Origin of the sequence: Lysinibacillus cavernae (genome assembly GCF_009724685.1) — a bacterium.
GTDB classification, from domain to species: Bacteria; Bacillota; Bacilli; order Bacillales_A; family Planococcaceae; genus Lysinibacillus; species Lysinibacillus cavernae.
On record NZ_WMEF01000004.1, the window covers coordinates 247,339 to 271,488 of the forward strand.

At 37.3% G+C, this 24,150-nt stretch carries 23 protein-coding genes; 19 read left to right on the forward strand and 4 right to left on the reverse strand.

The window, feature by feature from the left end; genetic code table 11:
- Positions 1-132: 132 nt before the first annotated feature.
- Positions 133-1,800 carry a ribonuclease J1 gene (gene rnjA, locus GJU32_RS11755; RefSeq protein ID WP_155592134.1) on the reverse strand — a complete coding sequence of 556 codons (1,668 nt, stop codon included), beginning with the start codon at positions 1,798-1,800 and terminating at the stop codon, positions 133-135.
- Positions 1,801-1,805: 5 nt separating this feature from the next.
- Complete coding sequence (locus GJU32_RS11760; protein ID WP_155592135.1) at positions 1,806-2,015, reverse strand: DNA-dependent RNA polymerase subunit epsilon; 210 nt, start codon at positions 2,013-2,015, stop codon at positions 1,806-1,808.
- 440 nt (positions 2,016-2,455) lie between these two features.
- Here GJU32_RS11760 and GJU32_RS11765 point away from each other — a divergent pair, with 440 nt between their 5' ends.
- Positions 2,456-3,226 (forward strand): Cof-type HAD-IIB family hydrolase, encoded by a 771-nt coding sequence (locus tag GJU32_RS11765; RefSeq protein WP_155592136.1) that lies wholly within the window; start codon positions 2,456-2,458, stop codon positions 3,224-3,226.
- Positions 3,227-3,276: 50 nt separating this feature from the next.
- Here GJU32_RS11765 and GJU32_RS11770 read toward each other — a convergent pair whose 3' ends face one another.
- Positions 3,277-4,044, reverse strand: a complete 768-nt coding sequence (locus GJU32_RS11770; protein ID WP_155592137.1) for a DeoR/GlpR family DNA-binding transcription regulator — start codon at positions 4,042-4,044, stop codon at positions 3,277-3,279.
- A 151-nt stretch (positions 4,045-4,195) separates the two neighbouring features.
- On the opposite strand from GJU32_RS11770, the gene GJU32_RS11775 reads away from it, so the two are divergent.
- The 5 genes from GJU32_RS11775 to phnX are packed head-to-tail and all read left to right on the forward strand — an operon-like array spanning position 4,196 to position 9,453.
- Positions 4,196-4,948 (forward strand): ABC transporter ATP-binding protein, encoded by a 753-nt coding sequence (locus tag GJU32_RS11775; RefSeq protein WP_155592138.1) that lies wholly within the window; start codon positions 4,196-4,198, stop codon positions 4,946-4,948.
- A complete protein-coding gene (locus GJU32_RS11780) occupies positions 4,941-6,572 on the forward strand; it encodes an ABC transporter permease subunit (protein ID WP_155592139.1) in 1,632 nt (543 codons plus the stop codon). The genes GJU32_RS11775 and GJU32_RS11780 overlap by 8 nt, the downstream gene beginning before the upstream one ends.
- Entirely contained in the window at positions 6,569-7,555 is a 987-nt protein-coding gene (locus GJU32_RS11785; protein ID WP_155592140.1) for an extracellular solute-binding protein, read from the forward strand. The genes GJU32_RS11780 and GJU32_RS11785 overlap by 4 nt, the downstream gene beginning before the upstream one ends.
- Before the next feature lie 13 nt (positions 7,556-7,568).
- Positions 7,569-8,669: a 2-aminoethylphosphonate--pyruvate transaminase gene (gene phnW, locus GJU32_RS11790; protein WP_155592141.1), complete on the forward strand. Its 1,101-nt coding sequence runs from the start codon at positions 7,569-7,571 to the stop codon at positions 8,667-8,669.
- Entirely contained in the window at positions 8,659-9,453 is a 795-nt protein-coding gene (gene phnX, locus GJU32_RS11795) for a phosphonoacetaldehyde hydrolase (RefSeq protein WP_155592142.1), read from the forward strand. Before phnW ends, phnX begins: the two co-directional genes overlap by 11 nt.
- A gap of 565 nt (positions 9,454-10,018) precedes the next feature.
- On the opposite strand, the gene def is transcribed toward phnX, so the two are convergent.
- Entirely contained in the window at positions 10,019-10,576 is a 558-nt protein-coding gene (gene def / locus GJU32_RS11800) for a peptide deformylase (RefSeq protein WP_155592143.1), read from the reverse strand.
- 394 nt (positions 10,577-10,970) lie between these two features.
- Here def and pdhA point away from each other — a divergent pair, with 394 nt between their 5' ends.
- The 13 genes from pdhA to GJU32_RS11865 all read left to right on the forward strand — a co-directional run bounded on the left by pdhA (position 10,971) and on the right by GJU32_RS11865 (position 24,108).
- Complete coding sequence (gene pdhA / locus GJU32_RS11805) at positions 10,971-12,086, forward strand: pyruvate dehydrogenase (acetyl-transferring) E1 component subunit alpha (RefSeq protein ID WP_155592144.1); 1,116 nt, start codon at positions 10,971-10,973, stop codon at positions 12,084-12,086.
- Positions 12,087-12,089: 3 nt separating this feature from the next.
- A complete protein-coding gene (locus GJU32_RS11810; protein ID WP_155592145.1) occupies positions 12,090-13,067 on the forward strand; it encodes an alpha-ketoacid dehydrogenase subunit beta in 978 nt (325 codons plus the stop codon).
- 47 nt (positions 13,068-13,114) lie between these two features.
- Positions 13,115-14,452 carry a dihydrolipoamide acetyltransferase family protein gene (locus GJU32_RS11815; protein ID WP_155592146.1) on the forward strand — a complete coding sequence of 446 codons (1,338 nt, stop codon included), beginning with the start codon at positions 13,115-13,117 and terminating at the stop codon, positions 14,450-14,452.
- Between the two features lie 4 nt (positions 14,453-14,456).
- Positions 14,457-15,872 carry a dihydrolipoyl dehydrogenase gene (gene lpdA, locus GJU32_RS11820; protein ID WP_155592147.1) on the forward strand — a complete coding sequence of 472 codons (1,416 nt, stop codon included), beginning with the start codon at positions 14,457-14,459 and terminating at the stop codon, positions 15,870-15,872.
- A gap of 232 nt (positions 15,873-16,104) precedes the next feature.
- Entirely contained in the window at positions 16,105-16,992 is an 888-nt protein-coding gene (locus GJU32_RS11825) for a LysR family transcriptional regulator (protein ID WP_155592148.1), read from the forward strand.
- A gap of 433 nt (positions 16,993-17,425) precedes the next feature.
- Complete coding sequence (locus GJU32_RS11830) at positions 17,426-18,064, forward strand: phosphate starvation-inducible protein PhoH (protein WP_155592149.1); 639 nt, start codon at positions 17,426-17,428, stop codon at positions 18,062-18,064.
- Positions 18,052-18,660, forward strand: coding sequence for a hypothetical protein (locus GJU32_RS11835; RefSeq protein WP_155592150.1), 609 nt, complete (start codon positions 18,052-18,054; stop codon positions 18,658-18,660). Before GJU32_RS11830 ends, GJU32_RS11835 begins: the two co-directional genes overlap by 13 nt.
- 207 nt (positions 18,661-18,867) lie before the next feature.
- On the forward strand, positions 18,868-19,500 hold the full coding sequence (locus GJU32_RS11840) for a hypothetical protein (protein WP_155592151.1): 633 nt from the start codon (positions 18,868-18,870) through the stop codon (positions 19,498-19,500).
- On the forward strand, positions 19,497-20,099 hold the full coding sequence (locus tag GJU32_RS11845; protein ID WP_155592152.1) for a hypothetical protein: 603 nt from the start codon (positions 19,497-19,499) through the stop codon (positions 20,097-20,099). The genes GJU32_RS11840 and GJU32_RS11845 overlap by 4 nt, the downstream gene beginning before the upstream one ends.
- Positions 20,100-20,134: 35 nt before the next feature.
- The gene (locus GJU32_RS11850) at positions 20,135-21,241 is read left to right on the forward strand and encodes an ABC transporter substrate-binding protein (protein WP_155592185.1); all 1,107 of its coding nucleotides are present in this window, start codon (positions 20,135-20,137) and stop codon (positions 21,239-21,241) included.
- A 17-nt stretch (positions 21,242-21,258) separates the two neighbouring features.
- Positions 21,259-22,260 (forward strand): FecCD family ABC transporter permease, encoded by a 1,002-nt coding sequence (locus GJU32_RS11855; protein WP_155592153.1) that lies wholly within the window; start codon positions 21,259-21,261, stop codon positions 22,258-22,260.
- Positions 22,257-23,069, forward strand: a complete 813-nt coding sequence (locus GJU32_RS11860) for an ABC transporter ATP-binding protein (protein ID WP_155592154.1) — start codon at positions 22,257-22,259, stop codon at positions 23,067-23,069. The genes GJU32_RS11855 and GJU32_RS11860 overlap by 4 nt, the downstream gene beginning before the upstream one ends.
- Before the next feature lie 256 nt (positions 23,070-23,325).
- Entirely contained in the window at positions 23,326-24,108 is a 783-nt protein-coding gene (locus tag GJU32_RS11865; RefSeq protein ID WP_155592155.1) for an SDR family NAD(P)-dependent oxidoreductase, read from the forward strand.
- Positions 24,109-24,150: the final 42 nt, after the last annotated feature.

The window sequence follows — 24,150 nt, forward strand, 5'->3', positions numbered from 1 at the left end:
TTTTATCTAGCATAAAAACGCTCCTTTTTGATGTTGTTATTACTATATACGCAAAAATTAAAAAAGAGGTTTCAAAAATTGAAAAATAAAAAAAGAAGCTATGTAAAATTTACATAGCTTCTTTACATGAGGCTAAACTTCCATAATGATCGGTAAAATCATTGGTCGACGTTTAGTCTTTTCGAATAGGTAAGGTCCTAAAACGTCTGTAATTTCATTTTTTAATTCTGTCCATTGAGGTGTTTTGCTTTGAATTGTTTCATTAAGATGACGATTTAGCATTTTCTGTGCCTCATTAATCATCGTACCTGATTCACGCATGTAGACGAAGCCACGCGAAATGATATCAGGACCCGAAACAATTTTATGGTTTTCCATATCAACACTTACCACAACGATCACTAAACCTTCTTCGGAAAGGATGCGTCGATCACGTAATACAATATTGCCGATATCACCAATACCATTACCATCAATGTAAACATCACCGGAAGGGATACGACCAGCTACATGTGCTTCATTGGCACTTAATGCCAATACATCACCGTTTTCCATAACAAATGTATTGTCAAGTGGAACATCACAATCTTCTGCTAGGTGTGTATGCATTTTTAACATACGGAATTCACCATGAATAGGCATAAAGAATTTAGGCTTCATTAAACGAAGCATCAACTTTTGCTCTTCTTGAGATCCGTGACCAGATGTATGGATATTATTTAATGCACCATGAATGACTTCTGCACCTGCGCGGAACAATAAATTAATGATTTTGTTTACACTCACAGTATTACCTGGTACTGGTGAAGAAGAAAAGATCACTGTATCGCCAGGTTGTATTTGAATCTGGCGGTGTGTGCCATTGGCAATACGTGATAAGGCAGCCATTGGTTCACCTTGAGAGCCTGTACACAAAATCATGACTTCATTTGCAGGAAGACGATTAATGCTTTGGGCGTCAATAAAGGTATCCTTAGGAGCAGTGATATAGCCAAGCTCACGACCAATTGTGATAGCATTGTCCATTGAGCGACCAAAAACAGCGATTTTTCTTCCGTATTTTATAGCAGCGTCTGTGGCTTGCTGTAAACGGTGAATATTTGACGCAAATGTAGCAAAAATAATACGGCTATCAACTTTGCGGAAAATTTCATCGATACTCTTTCCAACTGTACGCTCTGACATAGTGAAATTAGGCTTTTCAGCGTTTGTACTATCAGATAATAGGCAAAGCACGCCATCTCGACCGATTTCGGCCATCTTTGTTAGGTTGGCTGGTTCGCCTACAGGTGTAAAGTCAAATTTAAAGTCGCCTGTGTGAACGATATTACCAGGTGGTGTTTTGACAACAATTCCATATGCATCAGGAATACTATGTGTTGTTCTAAAGAAGCTAACAGATGTTTTTCTAAATTTAATAACATCTTCTTCTTTAATTTCGATTAGCTTTGTTGTACGTAACAAGCCATGTTCTTCTAATTTATTACGTAATAAGCCAAGTGCGAGCTTACCACCATAGACAGGAATATTTACTTGACGTAAAAGGTATGGAATACCACCGATATGATCCTCATGTCCATGTGTAATAAACAGTCCTTTGATTTTGTCGACGTTACGTACTAAGTACGTATAGTCGGGAATAACATAGTCAATGCCGAGTAAGTCATCTTCTGGAAATTTAATACCAGCGTCAATTAAAATAATTTCATCTTGAAATTGAACGCCGTAAGTGTTTTTGCCGATTTCGCCCAGTCCGCCGAGCGCGAAAACAGCTGCTTGGTCATTTTTAACAAACTTCATGTTTGTTAAATTTCCTCCAAGATAAAGTTCGGGCTTGCTTGTTCGTAATCTAAATAGTTACCTTCAAGCAGCTGAACGAACTCGATGTTGTAGTTTCGGTCTTTTAGCTTTTGACGTACTTCGCGTTCTGAAGCAGCTTCAAGGTATAGACTTTTAGTATTTTCGCGAACTGGAATTTCATTTGCATTTTCTTGATAATAAACTTTGTAAATCATAGTTTGCTCTCCTTTAATTGCGTACAATTTTCTTGCACCTTTGACTACTACCACACACGTGCTACAAGAAAACAACGAATTTCTTTAAAGAAGAAATGTACGTTTGTAATCCTTGTATCTCAATACTTCAATTGTGCACTATGTTTAAAATTTATATAGGAAGTAGCGAGACAGTGGTTGCGTATAGCCAAATAAATGCATTTCCTTTATATTATCACGCAGTTCCTCTAAAATAAAGAAAAGCCCTTCAAATAATGAAGGGCAAATGTTAGGCAATTGATTTTTTTCCGAGTACGCCGCGAAGTTTCTTTAACAATTTCCGTTTTAGTTTCTTCAGCATGGCACATCACTCCTTAGGATCATTATAATAAAAATTGTTGTCTATGTAAAGTAATTAACCTTGAAAGGATACTATTTAATTTATGGAAAGGGATAATAAAATGAACAAAATTTTATTTTTTGATGTAGATGGTACGCTTTATAACAGTGAAAAAAAATTACCTGCATCTGCAAAAGAGGCACTTTTGACAGCACGCCGTAATGGTTATGAATTGGCAATTGCTACAGGTCGTGCACCATTTATGATTGAGTCATTACTAGAAGAATTGGCTATCGATACGTACGTTACCTTCAATGGACAGTATGTTGTATACAAAGGCGAGGTTGTCTATACAAATGGAATTGAAAAAGACGAACTAGCTAAAATTATCGCCTTTGGTGAAGAACGCAATGAACCAGTAGTATTTTTAGATGATAAACGTATGATTGCATCTGTTGGAGATCATAGTATGGTAGCTGAAAGTCTAGATACACTTAAATATCCGTATCCAGAGTTAGACTCATCTTATTATATGCAGAATGATGTATATCAAACACTTATATTTATGGAAGAAAAAGATGAACCTTTATATTGTGAAACATTTCCTAATGTTCAATTTGTGCGTTGGCATCGCTATTCTTGTGATATTTTGCCAAATGGAGGGTCAAAGGCTGCTGGTATTGAAAAAGTACTTGAAAGAATGGGTATTACTTTACAAGATGCCTTTGCTTTTGGTGATGGCATAAACGATATCGAGATGCTACAGGCTGTTGGTATAAGTGTTGCCATGGGGAATGGTCATGAGCGAGTAAAGGCAGTTGCTCAGCATATTGCAGACCATGTTGATGAGGATGGTCTGGCGAAAATTATGCGCAAGCTTTCAATTATATAAAAATGAAAAAACAACTAGTTGGAAAACGCAGAACTAGTTGTTTTTTGAATTTATTGATGATCCTCAGCAAGGTTGACGACTTTTATTTGAACGCCCTTATCCGAAAAATGTTGGATCGACTTTTTAGAAAGTGCATCATCCGTAATAATTACATCCACTTCGCTAATTGGGCAAACTTGAATCGCTACATCTTTATTAAATTTTGAGGAATCAGTCGCAACATAGACTGTTTGAGAGATTGAAATAATTTGTTTTCTAGTAATCGCCTCATCCAAACTAAAATCAGAAATGCCCTTGTCAATCGAAACGCCACTAGCACAAATAAAAGCTTTATTGATATTTAGGTGTTCGAAGCGGAAAAGAAACTCATTTGATGTTACTGATTTTTCAGAGTGACGAACTTTACCGCCGATAAGTATAACCTCAATATTAGAGCCAATTAGATCAAAGGCTACTGGCAAAGAGTTAGTCACCACCGTTAACTTTTCCTTATCCAATAAAAAAGGTGTCATTTGATATGTAGTCGTTCCACTATCTATAAAAATACATTCCCCATCTTGAACAACAGATGCGCAGGCTTTGGCAATGGCGACTTTCTCTGCTAACTGTTCATGAAGTCGTTGATCAATTAATCCCTCAACGGGTTCAATATATTTAATGCCTCCATAAAACTTCTCAATCTTCTTGTCTTGCATCAGTTGTTGGACATCACGTCGGATTGTTTCCATTGAAACGTTGAACTCTTTAGTGAGTGTCACTAATTTTACAACCTTATGCTGCCTTACAAACTGCAAAATTTGATGTTGCCTTTCTATCATATACATTTCATCACCTCTACTAGATATTTACTCAAAATAATCATAACTTTGTCAATAGTTGGTCAGAATTTACTCAACATTTACACAAAAACGCATTTTCCTTTACAAATCGTCACTATACTAAAGCTAAGAACTGAGAGAGGTGACCAATTTGTTAGAACTAAAAAATATCTCAAAAAGCTATAAAAATAAGAAAGTTTTAGTAGATATCAATATAACCATCGAATCAGGTGAGATCATTTCATTATTAGGTCCAAGTGGTTGCGGTAAAACTACACTGCTCAATATTATCTTAGGGCTTGCTGGTCAAACGGCTGGTCAGCTTATCTACAACGGACAAGATATATCGAAGAAATCTATGCAAGAAAGAGGATTTAATATAGTGTTTCAGGATTTTGCATTATTTCCTCATTTAAATGCATATGACAACATCGTTTATGGGTTGAAAAATAAAAACAAGCAAATGTCCAAAGAGGAGGTACAAGAATATATTGATTTTTTAGAGCTGACACCGCATTTGCATAAAAAGATTCATGAATTGTCAGGTGGCCAAAAACAGCGCGTCTCCATTGCTAGAACACTCGTAATGCAGCCCAAAATTCTATTATTAGATGAACCATTAAGTGCACTAGATGGTGTCATAAAGGAATCCATCAAGGAGCGTATTAAATCAATCGCCCATGAATTTAAATTGACAACCATTATTGTGACACATGATCCAGAAGAAGCGCTAACGCTATCGGATAAAGTTTTGATTATTAATGAAGGAGAAGTTGCTCAATTTGGTACACCACAAGAAATAGTAACAGCTCCAAAAAATCAATTTATTGAGGACTTCATTCTAAGGCAACTTCAGATTAAGCGACACAACATCTATCAATTGTTTGGAGAAACGTATGCTTAAAACGAATAAAATGATGAAATTAATTTTTCTGCCGATTCTATTATTTTTTCTATTCTTTTTAATTGTGCCATTACTCTATATGTTTTGGCAGTCCTTCAAAATAGGGAATGTCGTGACCATTCAAAATTATATTGATGCTTTAAATAATATAGAAATTCGTGAAGCTTTCTTCAATAGCTTTAAAGTTTCTTTTATTGCATCGGTGGTCACAACCGTTTTAGCTTTTTTATTGGCCTATGCTGTTCATTTTACAACGATGCATCGCCATACGAAAAAATTAGTACAAATAGGCATTACTTTGCCAATGCTACTGCCAACCATCACCTATGGTTTTGTATTGATTTATACATTTGGTAATCAAGGGGTCTTAACAAAATTAGTTGGACAACCTCTTTTTTCAATCTATGGGTACAACGGTTTGGTTATAGGTTACGTTCTATACACATTGCCAGTCGCTTTTATTTTAATGCAAAATTCCATGCAATATATCGATAAACGATTTTTGCTTGTTTCCATGTTGATGCATGATGGTTCATCACGTCGTTTTTATCATACCGTATTCCGACCTATGTTAGGGACAATTGGTGGAGCTTTTATTTTAACGTTTATTTTAAGCTTCACAGACTTTGGGATACCTGCATCAGTAGGCGGAAATTACAGAGTGATTGCCACTGAACTTTATCAAGCTATGTTAGGCTCGATCGTGCATTTTGAGCGTGGAGCAGTAATTTCTGTGTTAATGCTAGTACCAGCCGTACTTGGTGTTGTTATGTTAACGATTTTAGAGCGTTTCAATTTTCAATATAAGCAAGTCGGGCAAAGTGATCTAGTGCAGCATCGTCTACGTGATGTGCTGTTTACTGCTTATTCGATTATGTGTGTAAGTGTCGTATTCATTATTTTTTCAACGATGTTTATCGTCCCTTTTACTAAAGGCTATCCCTATGATTTCAGCTTTACATTAGAGCATGTTCAAAATGTATTAGCGGAGAAAGATTTAACAAAGGTTTATGTTAATTCCCTCATCGTGGCGATAGTAACAGCTGTATTAGGTGTGGTCATCACATTTATGTCTGCTCTTCTCAATGCGCGGACACCACTGAGAGGAAGAAAAAGTTTAGATATTGCATCCATGATTACGAATACAGTTCCAGGAATGGTGCTCGGTCTATCATACTTGTTTTTCTTTAATGGAAGTTCATTAAAGGGGACATTTCTCATCATTATCGCATGTAATATTGTGCACTTTTTTACAACACCTTATTTAATGGCAAAAAATTCATTGCAAAAGATGGACCCTACCTGGGAAGTGACAGCGGAGCTATTAAAGGATTCCTGGTTAAAAACAGTTGTACGCATCATTTTACCGAATATTAAAACGACTATTTATCAAATGTTTAGTTACTATTTTTTAAATGCGATGGTCACAGTCAGTGGCGTTATTTTCCTTGTTAGCACGAAGACAATGCTAGTATCGACACGGATAAAAGAGCTTCAGCATTTCGCAAAATATACCGATATTTTTGTACTATCAATATTCATTTTATGTACAAACCTCATTGTGAAATTAGGTTGTGATTATATGACAGCACATAAAGAAAAAGTGGAGGAGATATCAAAATGAAGAAATCAACATTCAAGATGTTAGGGACAGTTAGTGCAGCAGCGATAGTTTTAGCTGCGTGTGGAGGTGCGGAAGCGGACTCTAAAGAGCAAGTAATTATTTATTCTAATGCTGACGATGAAGCAATTGAAGTGATGGAAACTACATTAGATGACAAAGGCTATAAAGGGAAGTATTTAATCCAATCTTTTGGTACTTCTGAGTTGGGTGGAAAAATGATGGCTGAAGGGACAGATATTGAGGCAGATGTTGTCACGATGGCTTCTTATTTTATAGAAAGCGCACAAACTTCTAAATCAATGTTTGTGGATATTTCCTCAGACTTAAAGCCTCTTGATGGAGGTGTTACGTATGCACTGCCGATTTTAGGAAATGTTGGTTCCGTCTTTATTAATACAGAGGTGTTACAACAAAAAGGACTTCCTGTACCGAAAACGATTAAGGATTTAACAGACCCTGGCTATAAGGAATTAGTGTCATTCCCGAATATTATGGATTCCTCAACAGGCTGGCTTTTAGTACAGGCCGTTATTAAGGAATATGGTGAACAAGAAGGTCAAAAGGTTTTAGCAGATTTAATAAAAAATGCTGGACCTCACATTGAAAGCTCAGGATCTGGCCCAATCAAGAAAGTGAAGACAGGAGAAGTTGCAGCAGGCTTTGGTTTACGTATTCAAGCCATTGACGCCAAAAATGAAGGGTTGCCGATTGATTATATTGACCCGACAGAAGGAAATTTCACTTTAACAGAATCTGTGGCTGTTGTAGATAAAGAAGGAGATGAAGCGTTAGCCAAGGAAATTGCGAAAGTGATTGCAACAGAAGCTCGGGAAGGTCTATTAGAACAATATCCTGTAGCTTTATATCAAGGAGAACAAGTAAAAGATGAACATGTTCCAGCCTATCTAAAAAAATGGGATACAACATTAACGGTAGATTTATTAGAAAAACATCAAGCATTCTTTAAAGAAGCACAGCGATAAGGAGACATAGCAGATGAGCAACTATAAATTATTGACACCAGGACCATTGACAACAACTGAAACAGTAAAACAGGAAATGTTAAAAGATCGTTGCACATGGGATGACGACTATAAAAACGTTACACAAGTTATCCGCAAGCAGCTCTTGGCGTTAGGGCAAGTCGATGAGCCTGATTACACTACGGTGCTTATGCAAGGAAGTGGAAGCTTTGTAGTAGAGTCTGTACTAACAACGGCTATTGGTAAAGATGATAAAGTACTCATAATAACAAATGGTGCTTATGGTGAAAGAATTGTTGAAATGGCCAACGTGTTAAAGTTACAGCATATTGTTTATAGTGTCCCTTATGATGAGCAGCCATCATCAGTAGAAGTTCAAACTTTACTTGAAAAAGATGCAGGTATTACACATGTGGCCGTAGTGCATTGTGAGACGACAACTGGTATTTTAAATCCAATTAAAGAAATTGGAGAAGTTGTTCATTCCTTTGACAAAACATTTATCGTGGATGCGATGAGTAGCTTTGGCGGTGTACCAATGGATTTATCAAGCTTGCATATTGATTTTTGCATTAGTAGCGCCAATAAATGTATTCAAGGTGTGCCAGGGTTTGGATTTGTTATTGCGAATACAAAAGCATTAGAAAAATGCAAAGGACAAGCCTGTAGTGTTGCATTAGATTTGTATAGTCAATGGGAAGTGATGAAGCAAGATGGAAAGTGGCGTTTCACTTCACCTACTCATGTAGTGGCAGCTTTTGCGAAAGCATTGGAAGAGCTGATCGAAGAGGGAGGAATCAATGCCCGCTATAAGCGATATGCGTATAATAATCATATACTTCGCTCGCGCTTGTCAGCACTTGGCTTTGAAGTATATATTGCGGAAGAAATGCAATCACCAATTATTACAACATTTTTATTTCCATACAAAGCGTTTTCTTTTGAGCATTTTTATCAGGAAATGAAGAAAGCAGGTTTTGTCATCTATCCTGGTAAGCTGACAGATGTGGATACATTCCGTATTGGCAATATTGGTGATATTCATGAAGAAGATATGCTTGCTTTATGTGAAGTAATTGAAAATTATATGGTGGTGAAAAATAATGAAAATTGAAACAGTTATTTTTGATTGGGCAGGAACAGCAGTTGACTTTGGCTGCTTTGCCCCTGTAAATGTCTTTTTAACAATTTTTGAGGACGCTGGTGTAACAGTAACACTTGAAGAAGCTCGTAAACCAATGGGGATGTTGAAAATTGATCATATTCGTACCATGCTAGAAATGCCAAGAATTAATGAAGAATGGCGACGAGTTCATGGACAAAACGTTACAGAAGAAGATGTGGATGTACTCTACAATCAGTTCGAGTCGAAGTTAATGGAATCTTTAGCAACATATACAGATCCTATTCAGCACGTAAAAGCAACGGTGCAACAATTAAGAGAACAGGGTATTCGAATCGGTTCTACAACAGGCTATACAGATTCGATGATGGAAATAGTAACGAAGCATGCAGCTGACAAGGGCTATTCACCTGATTTTCTCGTAACACCTACACAGGTAGGTGATAAAGGACGACCATATCCATATATGATTTTTAAAAATATGGAGGCTTTAGGGTCAAAAGCAACCAAGCAAGTCGTGAAGGTTGGCGATACAACCTCCGATATACTTGAAGCGCTAAATGCGGGTGTTTGGGCTGTTGGTGTTATTATTGGAAGTTCTGAGATGGGATTATCTGAAGAAGAATTTCATGTTTTATCCCCTGAAGAGCAACAACAAGTCATAGCAAAAACGAAACGTATTTTTGAAGAAACAGGGGCTCATTATACAATTGAAACAATGGCGGAGCTACCTGCGTTAATTGAAACAATTAATGAACGTATAACTAGAATATAAACAAAACAGTCAATTGAAAGGTAGAAATGGATTTCCGTTGCAGGCTACTTGCTTTCCTGTGGGCGAGCGCCGAGCCGCTTCCTCCGCTATCGCTCCGTGCAGAGGCTGCTATCCCACGGGAGTCAAGTAGCCTTCCACTCCAACCCACAAAAGTGTTACCTTTTTAGCAAAGTTTTCAAACAAAGTGAAGGTGTTCACTACTTTTTTTGAAGAGGTGTTGTCACGCATCCCTTCTCCATATTGAAAATAAGAGTTTATCCCCTCTAAGAATACAGATAATGGGCTATTTGATCGCTATACTACTATGAAAAAAAGTAAAGACACTTTGTAGAATGGTTGATTGGAGTGGAGCCAGCGTCACTCCTAGGGGATTTAGCGTCACAGATGAGACCCTGGAGCGAAAGTAAGTGAGTGAAGCGGCTCATCGGACGCCCCCTGGAAAGGGCGCTGGCGGAACGGAAATCAACCTCTCACCTTGCAAAGTTGCTTTTTCTGCCGTTGACATCATCTTTTTTCAACAACATGATAAACCTCGGCAGATGTGGATATCTGCCGAGATTTGTATTTAGTCTCGCTCATATGGGATTGACTCAGGTATTTCTGCAAATGGATTTTTTTCATTGATACGGTCATAAAACATGACGCCATTCAGATGATCTAATTCATGTTGAAATGCGATAGCTGGCAATCCTTTGAGGCGCATTTTTTTCTCTTCACCATCAATTGTTTTAAATTTTACTGTGATGCGTGCATGACGTGGCACATACCCAGGAATATTACGATCAACAGAAAGGCAACCCTCTCCTGCTGTCAGGTAAGTATTTTCGACAGAGTGGCTTACAATCTTCGGATTAATAGCTACAAAGCTTATTTGTTCACCGGCCTCATCTTTTAAATGAAGGGCAAACATGCGCTGTAAGCTATTCACTTGATTGGCAGCTAAACCAATGCCGCTACGCAAATTATATTTTTCCGCCAGTTCAGGATCTTGGCTACTAATTAAATATTGAAGCATATCCTCAGCAAGCTTTCTTATTTCATCAGTTAAAGGGAATTTAACCTCCTCAGCTTTTGTGCGTAAAGTCGGATGACCTTCGCGGATAATATCATCCATTAAAATCATATAGTAATCTTCCTTTCAACTTTGTAGTGCCTTATTAATAAGTATACATCACGTCTTCAATCAATCACATGAAAAAAGACCTTATTTGAATATACTCAAAAAATTTTTCTAATGCTATTAGATTTTCTAGAATGGGGTATTCTACTAGGGGAAAACCTGTTGGAAAACTTAAGAGTAGTACAGTCTAAATAAGGTGTTCTAACACAGTTTTTAAATATCAGTAATACAGTATGAGACAGTGGTACTTGATTGTTATTCTAGAAAAAATCTTTGTTTATAGCCGTAATATATGATTGACCGACTGTATTTTATTCAGTATACTGAGTTTCAAGAATAAGTTGTACTAGTTAAAAAGGTGATTTATTTTAATACAGCTGAAAGGGAGATGTGACAAATGAGCAAGAAAAACAATAATATTTTTGATGCTAAACAAACGCTAACTGAAATCGAAGATAAGTTTGAAATGTTTCAAATTTTGAATGAAGAAGGCGAAATTATAAATAATGAGGCAGATCCTAAATTATCAGATGAGGAACTAGTTGAACTAATGACACGTATGGTTTACACACGTATTTTAGATCAACGTTCAATCTCACTAAATCGTCAAGGTCGTTTAGGCTTCTATGCGCCGACTGCTGGTCAAGAAGCTTCACAACTTGCTTCTCACTTTGCGTTAGAACAAGAAGATTGGATTTTACCAGGTTACCGTGATGTACCACAAATTGTATGGCATGGCTTACCTCTTGAAAAGGCATTTTTATTCTCACGTGGTCACTTCATCGGGAATCAGGTTCCTGAAGGTGTAAACGTTTTAGCTCCACAAATCATAATCGGCGCACAATATATTCAAGCTGCTGGGGTGGCACTTGGTATTCAAAAGCGTGGGAAAAAAGCTGTTGCAGTAACTTACACAGGTGATGGTGGTTCTTCTCAAGGTGATTTCTATGAAGGAATTAACTTTGCGGGTGCATTTAAATCGCCAGCTATCTTCATCGTTCAAAATAACCAATATGCAATTTCAACACCTCGTGAATTACAAACAGCTGCTAAAACAATTGCACAAAAAGGTGTGGCAGCAGGTTTACCAAGTATCTTAGTAGATGGAATGGATGCCCTTGCAGTATACGTAGCAACTCGTGATGCACGTGAACGTGCAGTGAATGGCGAAGGTCCGACGTTAATTGAGACTATGTGTTACCGTTATGGTCCTCATACAATGGCTGGAGATGACCCAACTCGTTACCGTACATCTGATACAGATACTGAATGGGCTCAAAAAGACCCTCTTGTTCGTTTCCGTAAATACCTAGAAGCAAAAGGTTTATGGGATGAAAAGAAAGAAGAAGCAGTAATCGAGCGTGCAAAAGAAGAAATTAAAGAAGCAATCAAAAAAGCTGACGCTGCTCCAAAACAGAAAGTAACAGAGTTAATGGAAAACATGTATAAAGGCGAAATGCCATCTAATTTAAAAGAACAGTATGAAATCTATAAAGAGAAGGAGTCGAAATAACCTATGGCACAAATGACAATGATTCAAGCAATTACAGATGCACTTCGCACAGAATTAAAGAATGATGAAAACGTTCTTGTATTCGGGGAAGATGTAGGTGTCAACGGTGGGGTATTCCGCGCGACAGAAGGCCTACAAAAAGAATTTGGGGTTGACCGCGTTTTTGATACACCATTAGCGGAATCAGGTATTGGTGGCTTAGCAATCGGTCTTTCTCTTCAAGGGTTCCGTCCAGTTCCTGAAATTCAATTCTTCGGTTTCGTTTTTGAAGTAATGGACTCAATCAGTGGTCAGTTAGCACGTATGAGCTACCGTAGTGGTGGCGTATATAATGCACCTGTAACAATCCGCTCACCATTTGGTGGTGGTGTGCATACACCTGAGATGCACTCAGATAGCTTAGAAAGCTTAATGACAGCACAACCAGGATTAACAGTTGTTGTACCATCAACACCATATGATGCTAAAGGTTTACTTATTTCTTCTATTCGCAATGACAACCCAGTTATTTTCTTAGAGCACTTAAAACTTTACCGTTCATTCCGTGAAGAAGTACCTGAGGAAGCATATGAAATTCCACTAGGGAAAGCAGATGTAAAACGTGAAGGTAATGATTTAACAATTGTTGCTTACGGTTTAATGGTTCATGAAAGCTTAAAGGCTGCAGAAGAACTTGAAAAAGAAGGACATTCTGTAGAAGTAATTGACTTACGTACAATTCAACCAATCGATGTGGAAACAATTATTGCGTCAGTTGAAAAAACAGGTCGTGCAATTGTTGTCCAAGAAGCTCAAAAACAAGCAGGTATCGCTGCAAACGTAGTAGCAGAAATTACAGAACGTGCAATTTTAAGCTTAGAAGCACCTGTTCTTCGTGTGGCTGCACCAGATACTGTGTACCCATTCCCACAAGCTGAAGGTGTTTGGTTACCAAACTACAAAGACGTAATGGAAACAGCGAAAAAAGTTTTAACATTCTAACAAATCTTCTAAACTTGAAGAACAGTAAAAGGAAAGGATGGGTACACATGGCATTTGAATTCAGATTACCGGATATTGGCGAGGGTATTCACGAAGGCGAAATCGTGAAATGGTTCGTTAAAGCTGGAGATACAGTAAAAGAAGACGATATTCTTTGTGAAGTACAAAATGATAAAGCGGTTGTAGAAATCCCTTCACCAGTTGAAGGTACAGTAGAGGAAGTTTTAGTAGGAGAAGGAACAGTTGCCGTTGTTGGCGACGTCCTAATCCGTTTGGATGCACCAGGCTATGAGGACCTTAAGCTAAAAGGTGATGAACATGCTGAGGCGAAAACAGAAGCACAGGTTCAAGCAACTGCTGAATCTGGTCAGAACGTAGAGAAAGCTCCTGCTAAAGAGGAGAAGGCATCGGAAAAAGCACCAGAAAAAGCTGAGACTGTTGTTGATGAAACAAAACGTGTTATTGCTATGCCTTCTGTACGTAAGTTTGCACGTGATAATGATGTGAACATCCGTGAAGTGAAGGGTACAGGCAAAAATGGGCGTATTTTGAAAGTAGATATAGAAAACTTCCTAAAAGGTGGAGGCACTGTTGAGGCTGAAACAGCATCTGTCGAAACAACTGATGCAACAGTTCAGCAAGAAACAACTGCTCCGGCAGCACCAGTAGTCCTTGAAGGGGAATTCCCAGAGACTCGTGAGAAAATGTCTGGTATTCGAAAAGCTATTGCCAAAGCAATGGTACATTCGAAACAAACGGCTCCTCATGTTACACTGATGGATGAAGTCGATGTAACAGCTCTAGTAGCACATCGTAAAAAATTCAAAGATATCGCTGCTGAAAAAGGTGTTAAATTAACATACTTACCATATGTAGTAAAAGCGCTTATTTCAACTTTACGCGAGTTCCCAGAATTTAACCGCTCATTAGATGATGCAACACAAGAAATTATTCAAAAGCATTACTTTAATATCGGTATTGCAGCTGATACTGAAAAAGGCTTACTAGTACCAGTTATTAAGCATGCAGATCGTAAATCTGTATTTGCAGTGTCTAATGAAATCAATGAGTTAGCGACGAAGGCTCGTGAAGGCAAGCTTGCGCCACATGAAATGAAGGGTGCTTCCATGTCGATTACGAATATTGGCTCTGCGGGAGGACAATGGTTCACACCAGTTATTAATCATCCTGAAGTTGCAATACTAGGTATTGGTCGAATTTCAGAAAAACCTGTAATAAAAAATGGTGAAATTGTAGCCGCACCTGTGTTAGCATTATCATTGAGCTTTGATCATCGTATGATCGATGGAGCCACTGCGCAAAATGCTTTAAATCACTTAAAGCGTTTGTTAAGTGAGCCAGAATTATTATTAATGGAGGCGTAACAAAATGGTAGTAGGAGATTTCCCAATCGAAACAGATACTCTTGTCATTGGTTCAGGTCCTGGAGGATATGTAGCAGCAATTCGTGCAGCTCAAACTGGCCAAAAAGTAACAATCGTTGAAAAAAATGTACTTGGTGGTGTGTGCTTAAACGTAGGTTGTATCCCATCAAAAGCATTAATTTCAGTAGGTCACCGTTTTGAGCAAGCTAAACATTCAGATGACATGGGAATTATCGCTTCTGATGTGAAATTAGACTTCTCAAAAGCACAAGCATTTAAAGACAGCGTTGTTAAAAAATTAACTGGCGGTGTTGAAGGCTTACTTAAAGGGAACAAAGTTGAAATTGTACAAGGTGAAGCTTATTTCGTTGACGCTCATTCAGTGCGTATCATCAATGGTGAATCTGCTCAAACTTACACATTTAACAATGTCATTATTGCAACAGGTTCTCGTCCAGTTGAAATTCCAACATTCAAATTCACTGATCGCGTATTAAATTCTACTGGTGCACTTTCTTTACAAGAAGTTCCTGGTAAATTAGTTGTAATCGGTGGAGGTTATATTGGTACAGAGTTAGGTTCAGCTTATGCAAACCTTGGCTCACAAGTAACAATCATTGAAGGCGGAAAAGATATTTTAGCTGGCTTCGAAAAACAAATGACGCAAATCGTGAAAAAAGGCCTTAAGAAGAAAGGCGTTGAAATTGAAGTTAACGCATCTGCAAAAGGCGTTGAAGAAACTGAAAACGGCGTAGTAGTATCTTATGAAGTTGGCGGAGAAGAGAAAAAGGTTGAAGCTGATTATGTATTAGTTACTGTAGGTCGTCGTCCAAATACAGATGAAATGGGCCTTGCTGAAATCGGTGTTGAATTCGGTGAACGCGGTCTAATCAATGTTGACAAACAATGTCGTACAAATATTCCAAACATCTATGCAATCGGTGATATTGTTGCCGGTCCTCAGCTTGCACACAAAGCTTCTTACGAAGGTAAAGTTGCTGCTGAAGCAATTGCTGGTGAAAAATCAGTTGTTGATTATCTTGCTGTACCTGCTGTATGCTTCACAGATCCAGAAATGGCGACAGTTGGTTACAACGAAGAACAAGCGAAAGCAGAAGGCATCGAATACACTGCAGCGAAGTTCCCATTCGCAGCAAATGGCCGTGCTCTTGCATTAAACCAATCAGAAGGTTTCGTGAAGCTTGTTGCTCGTAAAGAAGATGGCTTATTAATTGGTGCTCAAATCGTAGGTGCTGGTGCATCTGATATGATCGCTGAAATGGGCTTAGCTATTGAAGGCGGCATGACTGCTGAAGATATCGCATTAACAATTCACGCTCACCCAACATTAGGTGAAATTACAATGGAAACTGCTGAAGTATTACTTGGCAACCCAATTCACATTGTAGCGAAGAAATAATATGAATAAAGGAGTGTAGAAAAAGCGGATGTTTATTCGCTTATCTACACTCCTTTTTTTACTGGAAAATGTTATATGAAATGTATATTGTCGTTGTGAATGATAAATATCCATGAAAAAATGGTAGCAGCTTGAACCATTACCCCTAAAGATATTAAATTTTACTTTATGAATAAAAGATAGTATTATAATTGATAATAATTATCATTTATATATAAAGGAATGGGTTACGATGAATGAGCGCTATCGAACATTTATTTTATTAGCACAATACAAATCATTTACTGAAACAGCGAAGCATATGTTTTGTTCCCAACCGACAGTTTCTCAGCACATTCAGCAATTGGAAAATGAATTAGGCTGTCAGCTTATCTCACGGAAAAAACGACAAATTAAGTTAACTACACAAGGCGAAATAGTGTTGGCTTATGCGCAGAAAATGCAGGAAATGGACCAACAATTGCGTATGGCAGTAAAGCAGACACAACAGGAAAATATCAAATTATATATTAGTCACTATATTGCAGATAGCTTTTTTAATGAACTATTTGATAAAAATAATAGCACATTAAAGCAATATCCCTATGAAATTAATAGCTTTGGCTATGAAGATTTAAAAAGTAGTTTAGTGAAAAACCATGCAAAATTTGCAGTGATGCCGATTTATGATGCTGATACGATTGTCCAAGAGTCATTTGATATTGATATTTTATTTGAGGAAGAGCTTGTATTAGTGATGACAAATGATCATCCTTTAGCAAGTCGTCAAATCATTTATACGAGAGATTTGAAAAACTTATCAATGCTATTGTCCCAAAGCTCTTATTTGAATCAACATATTAAACAAGCTTTACATCAGAAGGCAGTACCTGTTTATTATATACAGATGACAAATTTTGAAATTATTAAAAAAGCAGTACAGCAAGGTATGGGTGTATCTTTTTTACCTTATAAATCAATAGAGGATAGCTTAGAAAAAATAACGTTTAAATATGTGAAAGGTCTATGTATTAAACGAAAGAATGGAATTGTATTTAATCGAAATCATATTTTAAATGAGCAAGAACAAGCATTTTGTGAACGTATAAAGGACAAACTAAAGGTAGAGTCTGTCAGATAAGCTGAATTTATAAAGGTAAATAAATCCTTTAACGCTTTTCTTCTAACATATAGATTTTTACCATTATATTTATTTTAAAAAAATATTTAACAAAAAATCCGAACGATATTACGAAGCTTTCATTTACTGTTTCGTAATCGTTCGGGTTTTTTATCTTAATTCAATCACTATGCCCCCACAGTAGAATTATTTAGATTAATTTTTATCGTTTTACTACGTTGATCCCAAGTACAAAAGTATCAAGTTTTTTAGATTATCATCTTTAATTGTGGATTTATAGCTTTCTATAAGAAAACTTAATAGTACAATTAGAGAATTTTATAATTTCATAAAAACTTATAAGTAGTCAGCGAAAATTAAAACCTTATACTCTACATGATATTGATAATCGTTATCAATGGTGATATAGTTCGAGTGGCAAGGAGGTATGAAGATGTCAAAAGATTATATTGTGATTCATCCATGTAATATTTTTTCTCAGGGCAAAGCAGATGAAAATTTTGAAATAGTAGATATGTATGATTTACCGAATATTGAGCTATCTTCTTATAAATGTATGGTGATTTTAGGGTTTGTTGATCAAGAATTTTTGCAGGAAAAGAAGCAAATTATTGCTGATTTTTTGGCAAGTAAAAAGATTGTATGCTTCTTCGGTAACTTAGTCACAGATTGGTTGCCAGGACAGCAGGCTTTTATCGCAAAAGACATTCGAAATCATTGGGATTATGACATCTCTATTGCGAAACAGCACGTAATTTTTGATGGGGTAAAGGAAGAAGAGATGACAATTAATAAAGGTGTGAAAGGATTTTTTGCACGTGGTCATCATCCAGCCCCAGCAGATGCGGAAATATTATTAACTTTGCCAGAAGGTGAGCCTGTGACATTTATTGATCGAAGCTCAACAAATGGGACTATTTTTATGCATGCAGGTAATAATCTTTTTACTATTGGGGGCATGATACCGTCAACATTAAAAACAACCAGTCGTATTCCTGCACAGTTAATGCAATGGGTACAGGAGGAATACAAGTATTTAGCAGAGGAGAGGATCAATCGGTGCGTAAAATAGCTGTTATGTATAGCGGTAGTTCACAACACTGGCGTACATACAAGACATCTGAGTTCGCTCGGTATATCGATCAATTGATTCCCGTACGTCAGTTAGAGGAAGCAAATTTAGAAGCCTTTGATGTATTAATTATCCCTTCCCAAACACATACAGGGCTATTAGATCAAAATATTCAAAAGATCTATGATTTTGCGAATACAGGGAAAGTAGTGGTCACATTTGGCCCGCAACACCGAGATTGGTTGCCAATGCATAAATGGGAATTTAGACCAACTAATTTTTGGTGGTGGCTTGAACCTAATGCTGATAGTGGCTTGCGTTTATTAGAGACAACTCATGATTTATTTAAGAATTATATTACATTGGAGGATGCGACTTGGCATCAACATGGTGTGTACTGGCCGAGTGAAGGCTGTGAAGTATTAGTATCGACAAATGATGGTGGTGCCGTTTTATATATTGATCGAGTTAACACAAATGGGGTTTGGGTCAATACAACATTGGACCCAGATTATCATTTTGGTTCCTATTTTATGCCAGCAACAGAACGCTTTTTACGAGGATTTTTACCTTGGCTAAAGAAAGGGCAGATATAAGGAACGTTATATGAGCAAATTGGATTACTACTATCTCTAATTTGATACGCAAACGTTTGGAGTGTGTTGGTTTTGAGGCTTTACTAGGAAAGCTTGCCGTACATAGTGTAGAAAAAACAAGCTTATCGTGGTTAGATTAAATATTTATTGTGGAATCTGCTCCTTATGGGTAAGGAAATTTTTTGATAAAAGAAAGTAGGAGATCTAGTGGAACCTGTTGCTTATGTTGGCATTGATATACAATTTACTCGATTAACGACCGAGGATCGTGAACGTGGCTTAGTATTTTTATATTTATATGATTTACCCTATGTCGATTTAACTGCCTATGCAGGAGTAATTGTCACGAATCACGTAGAAGAGCAATTTCTACTAGAACATAAAACTATTTTAGATAAATATTTGCTACAGGGTGGTGTTATCTTTTCAATGACAGAAATATCATTGCCGTGGTTGTCGAATGTAGCTAATTGGAAGCGCTCTCCTATTCCGTTGAAAGATCGTGAAATCATTATTGAGCAATCTAATTGTTCTTTATTTAAAGGGATAGAGCCCTATGATATTAATTACCGAAAAGGTGTACGTGGCTTCTTTTCTCGTGGTTATTTTGAAAAAATTCCAGTTCATGCGGAAGTGTTAATAACAGATCAGAGCGGTGTACCGATACTTTATGTTGATCGACACTCAACAAATGGCACTATTTTTGCAGGGGCGGGAACCGATATTTACAAGGTATTTATTAATGAAGAAAATACGTCGAAAAAGCTTAGTATGCAAATGCTAGATTGTATTCGTGATGAAGCTATTCGCAATGATGCAAGTGGAGGTACAGGCAAATGATAGGGATTGTGACGAATGGCTTACCATTTCAAAATCGCTTTTTTGCAGAACAAGAATTTCATTATTTATATGATGAAGTGCTACATATTCGCCACTTTCATCAATATGATTTAACAAAATATGACACACTTATTTTATCATGTCGCATAGATATCCGCTCTTTAAAGCGGTCTCAGTCCCAATTACTAAAATTTATTAATGCTGGCAAAAGGCTAATTATTTTCGGTGAAATATTGGATTGCTGGTTTCCTACAATTGATTGGGAAGATTCCGAGGTCAATTTTAGTTGGTGGGTGAGAGATGGCGGTGATTTACCGATGAAGATGCAACATAATGTGCATCCACTTTTCAAATATGTAACATTGCATGATATGAAATGGCATTATCACGGTTCCTTTTTACCGCCAGAAGGAGCGCAATCGTTATTAGATATTCCAAATGGACGATCGTTATTTTATGTAGATAATGTAAGCTTTAATGGAGAGCTAGTTGTCACTACACTAGATCCGATGTTCCATATTGGATTAGGTTTTATTGATCAATCCAAACCATTTTTACATGGGGTTGCAAAATGGTTAAGAGAGGAAGAAACACAGTGAAGAAATATGGACTTTTCGCTACTGCAGCACTAACAATGTTGTTGGTAGCTTGTAATAATGACAATGGAGAGACGAAAAATAATACTGAGCCGCAAATGGAGGAGCAGTCATCAGAGTTACAAACGTCAAAGGAAGAAAAGCTTGTAGTTGACCAATTAGGACGTGAAGTAACATTACCTAATTCAATTGAGCGTGTTGTAACGGGAGGCATTTTACCATACTTCTCTACTTGGTATGTAGCAACAAATTCTACAAAGGAAATTGTCGGCATGCATCCAAATTCATATAATGCAGCAAAACATTCGATGCTAGCTAAAATGTCGCCAGATGTTTTAAAGGCTGATACTTCGTTTATTCAAAATGGTGAAGTCAATGTAGAAGAATTAATGAAAGTAAATCCACAATTATATATAGAGCTTGCAACAGATGAGAAATCGATTCATAAGGTATCAGAGGCAGGCATTCCTGTGGTCGCGCTAAAGGCAATTGATGCAGCTGCGGCAGAGCCATTAGCTACTTTTAATAGCTGGTTAGAAATAACAAGTCAAATAACAGGCACAACAGAACGTGCCAATCGCTTCTTAGATGAAGGAAAAAAAGTACAAGCGCAATTAGATCAAAAATTAAAAGCTATCGAGGAAAAAGATAAGCCGCGCGCCATGATGTTGTTTAGGCATAATGAAAAATCCATAACAATTGGAGGGAAAAATTTCTTTGGTAACCAATGGCTCAATGCTACGGGAGCAATTGATGTTGCAGAAAATGATATACAAGGACAAAAAGAAGTCAATATGGAACAGATTTATGCCTGGAATCCTGATATTATTTTTATTACAAATTTTACAGAAACACAACCAGCTGATCTACTTGAAAACAAGGTAGATGGGCAGGATTGGAGTCAGGTAAAGGCTGTACAAGAGGGCAAAGTTTATAAGATTCCATTAGGGATTTATCGTTGGTTCCCGCCTAGTGGTGACGCACCATTAATGTTAAAATGGCTAGCGCAAAAAAATCATCCTACACTATTTGATTATAAAATAGAGGATGAGATTAAAGCATATTACAAAGATTTTTATGAATACGATGTGACAGATGAAGATGTTCGAGCTATATTAAATCCTTCATCAGAAGCAGCTAAATAGTAAGGAATGATTGTTAAATGCAAAACTGGAAAAAGATTATTTTATGGTCCCTACCTTTGGTGATTGCCATCTTTTCTCTTGGTGTAGGGCGCTTTGAAGTTGGCATCGAGCAGTTATTAAAAATTCTTGCTTCGCAGATTTTCCCAATTGAACCGACATGGACAGAGATGGAAGAAACAGTTATTATCAATATTCGCTTGCCACGTATTCTTCTCGCATTGTTAATTGGTGGAGGTTTAGCTATTGCAGGTGCTAGCTTTCAAGGAATGTTTGGTAATCCGCTCGTATCACCAGATATTTTAGGTGTTTCGGCGGGAGCTGGCTTCGGTGCTTCTCTTGGAATTCTATTGTTTGGGCAAAATTTTGCCACACAGATAATGGCATTGCTTTTTGGATTAGGTGCAATTGGCTTTACGTTTTTAATTGCTGGCGCTCGCAAAAATGCCCCTATTTTTATGTTTGTCCTAGCAGGTGTTATTACATCAGCACTGTTTAATGCGCTTATTTCGTTAACTAAATTTGTAGCTGATCCAGAAGAAAAGCTACCTGCCATTACCTATTGGCTAATGGGGAGCTTAGGAACGGTTACTTATAAGGATTTATATATTGGGGGACCATTGATTATTGTCGGTATGCTCATACTTTATTTCCTAAGATGGCGATTAAATATTTTAACTCTTCCAGAGGATGAGGCAAAATCAATGGGTATTTCCGTAGTGCCTTTAAAATGGATGATCATTTTCGGTGCTACATTAATTACTGCGGTATCTGTTGCGGTTGCAGGAATTGTTGGCTGGGTCGGTTTGATTATTCCGCATGTTGCACGTATGCTTGTTGGGAATAATAATCAGCATGTACTACCAATGTCGATTGCTATTGGTAGCGTCTATTTGTTAGTAATAGATAATTTAGCACGTTCTATAACAGCAACAGAAATTCCTTTATCGATTTTAACAGCGATTATTGGTGCACCATTTTTTGCTTATTTACTGCGTAAATCTGGGGGTGGTTGGGCATGATAATCGAAGTGAAAAAGGGGAATTTTTACTATGGAAAGCATCGTAAGGAATCTCAAAATCTTTATGTGAACGATATTAATTTTACACTGGAAGCAGGCCAGATTATGGCCATTCTTGGTCCTAATGGTGCTGGAAAGACAACAATGCTCAAATGTATTACAGGTTTATTAGATTGGAAGCAGGGAGAAACCTTTATAGATGGCAAGCCGTTGTCTACTGTCAAACGTAAGGAGCTTTGGCAACGTATTGGTTATGTACCGCAAGCTCATAAAATGGTATTTGGTTTTACAATAGAAGAGCTAGTTGTGATGGGACGAGCCCCTTTTATTAGTACATTAGCCCAACCATCGAAAAAAGATTTAGAAGCGGCGCATTTGGCATTAGATACAATTGGTATCGTCGATTTAGCCAAAAAATCATGTAATGAGGTAAGTGGTGGTGAGTTACAGTTGGCTTTAATAGCCCGTACACTGGTCGCCAATCCAGAAATACTTATTTTAGATGAACCAGAGTCGCATTTGGATATTCAAAAACAAATGATTATTTTACAAACTATCAAGCAATTAGCAAGAGAGCGTGGCATTTCTTGTATTATTAACACGCATTATCCTAATCATGCGTTTTATTTAGCTGATCGGGTCCTGATGACGGCAAAGGATAAGGGTGTTGTATATGGCACTGTCCATGAAACAATGACAGAAGAGAGAATGCAATCGTTTTTTGGTATCGAGCTAAAAAAAATACTGTATGAAGAAGAGAATTATGTAGTAGAAACTATGGTGCCACGTGCATTAGGTGCAGAAAAATAAGAAGAAATTGATAGTAAGCATGTAGTTGGGAAACAACTACATGCTTTTTTAGCTATTTTATAGGTTTAGCTTCGTTAGTTAGCTATATAAAGGCTACAAAGAAAATGTAAGCAGTAAGCAACTGCTAATGGGAAAGATTCGACAGTGGTATTGGCTTCAACTATTATTTCTATCATTTGCAAGCTTCTATAATTATTCTGAATAATCGATAAATGATATAATGGTAGCATTGTAGAAAGTAAGGGAGGATTTAATAATGGAGCTTAATTTAACAGGGAAAGTAGCAATTATAACAGGATCGAGTAAAGGAATTGGCTATTATACGGCCATGCAGCTTGTCAAAGAGGGAGCACAGGTTGTACTTTGCGCACGTGGTGAAAAACAGCTACAAGTGGCTGCTGGATGTATAAAAAATGAAACAGGTGTAGATGTTTTAATTGTTCCAACGGATATTACAAAAGAAAAAGATTGTAAGTATCTAATTGAGCGTACTGTAGAACATTATGGGCGCATTGATATTCTAATTAATAATGCGGGTACAGCTTCAGCGAATCCCTTTGAATCGGTGAGTAGTGAGCTGTGGCAAGCTGATTTGGATTTAAAGGTATTTGGAGCTATTCATTGTTCGAAATATGCCGTGCCGTATATGCGTAATGCAGGTGGAGGAGCAATCGTCAATGTGACAGCTGTGATGGCTAAGACCCCACCTGCAAGCTCACTTCCTACTACTGTAAGCCGTGCTGCGGGACTTGCCTTGACGAAAGCAATGAGCAAGGATTTAGGGAAGGATAATATTCGAGTAAATTCTGTTTGTATAGGTCTTATTCGCAGTGATCAAATCGAAAAGAAATGGAAAAAGGAAGAACCTCATTTATCATGGGAAGAATATTCGCGCAAGGTTGGTCAAGCTATTCCACTTGGCCGTGTAGGGGATACACAAGAAGCTGCAAACATAATAACTTTTTTAGTGTCTGATGCTGCAAGTTATGTTACAGGAACTTCTGTTAATATAGATGGTGGCTCTGGTCACGCCTTATAGGTATAAGTAAAAACCCACTATACTGAAATAATGTATAGTGGG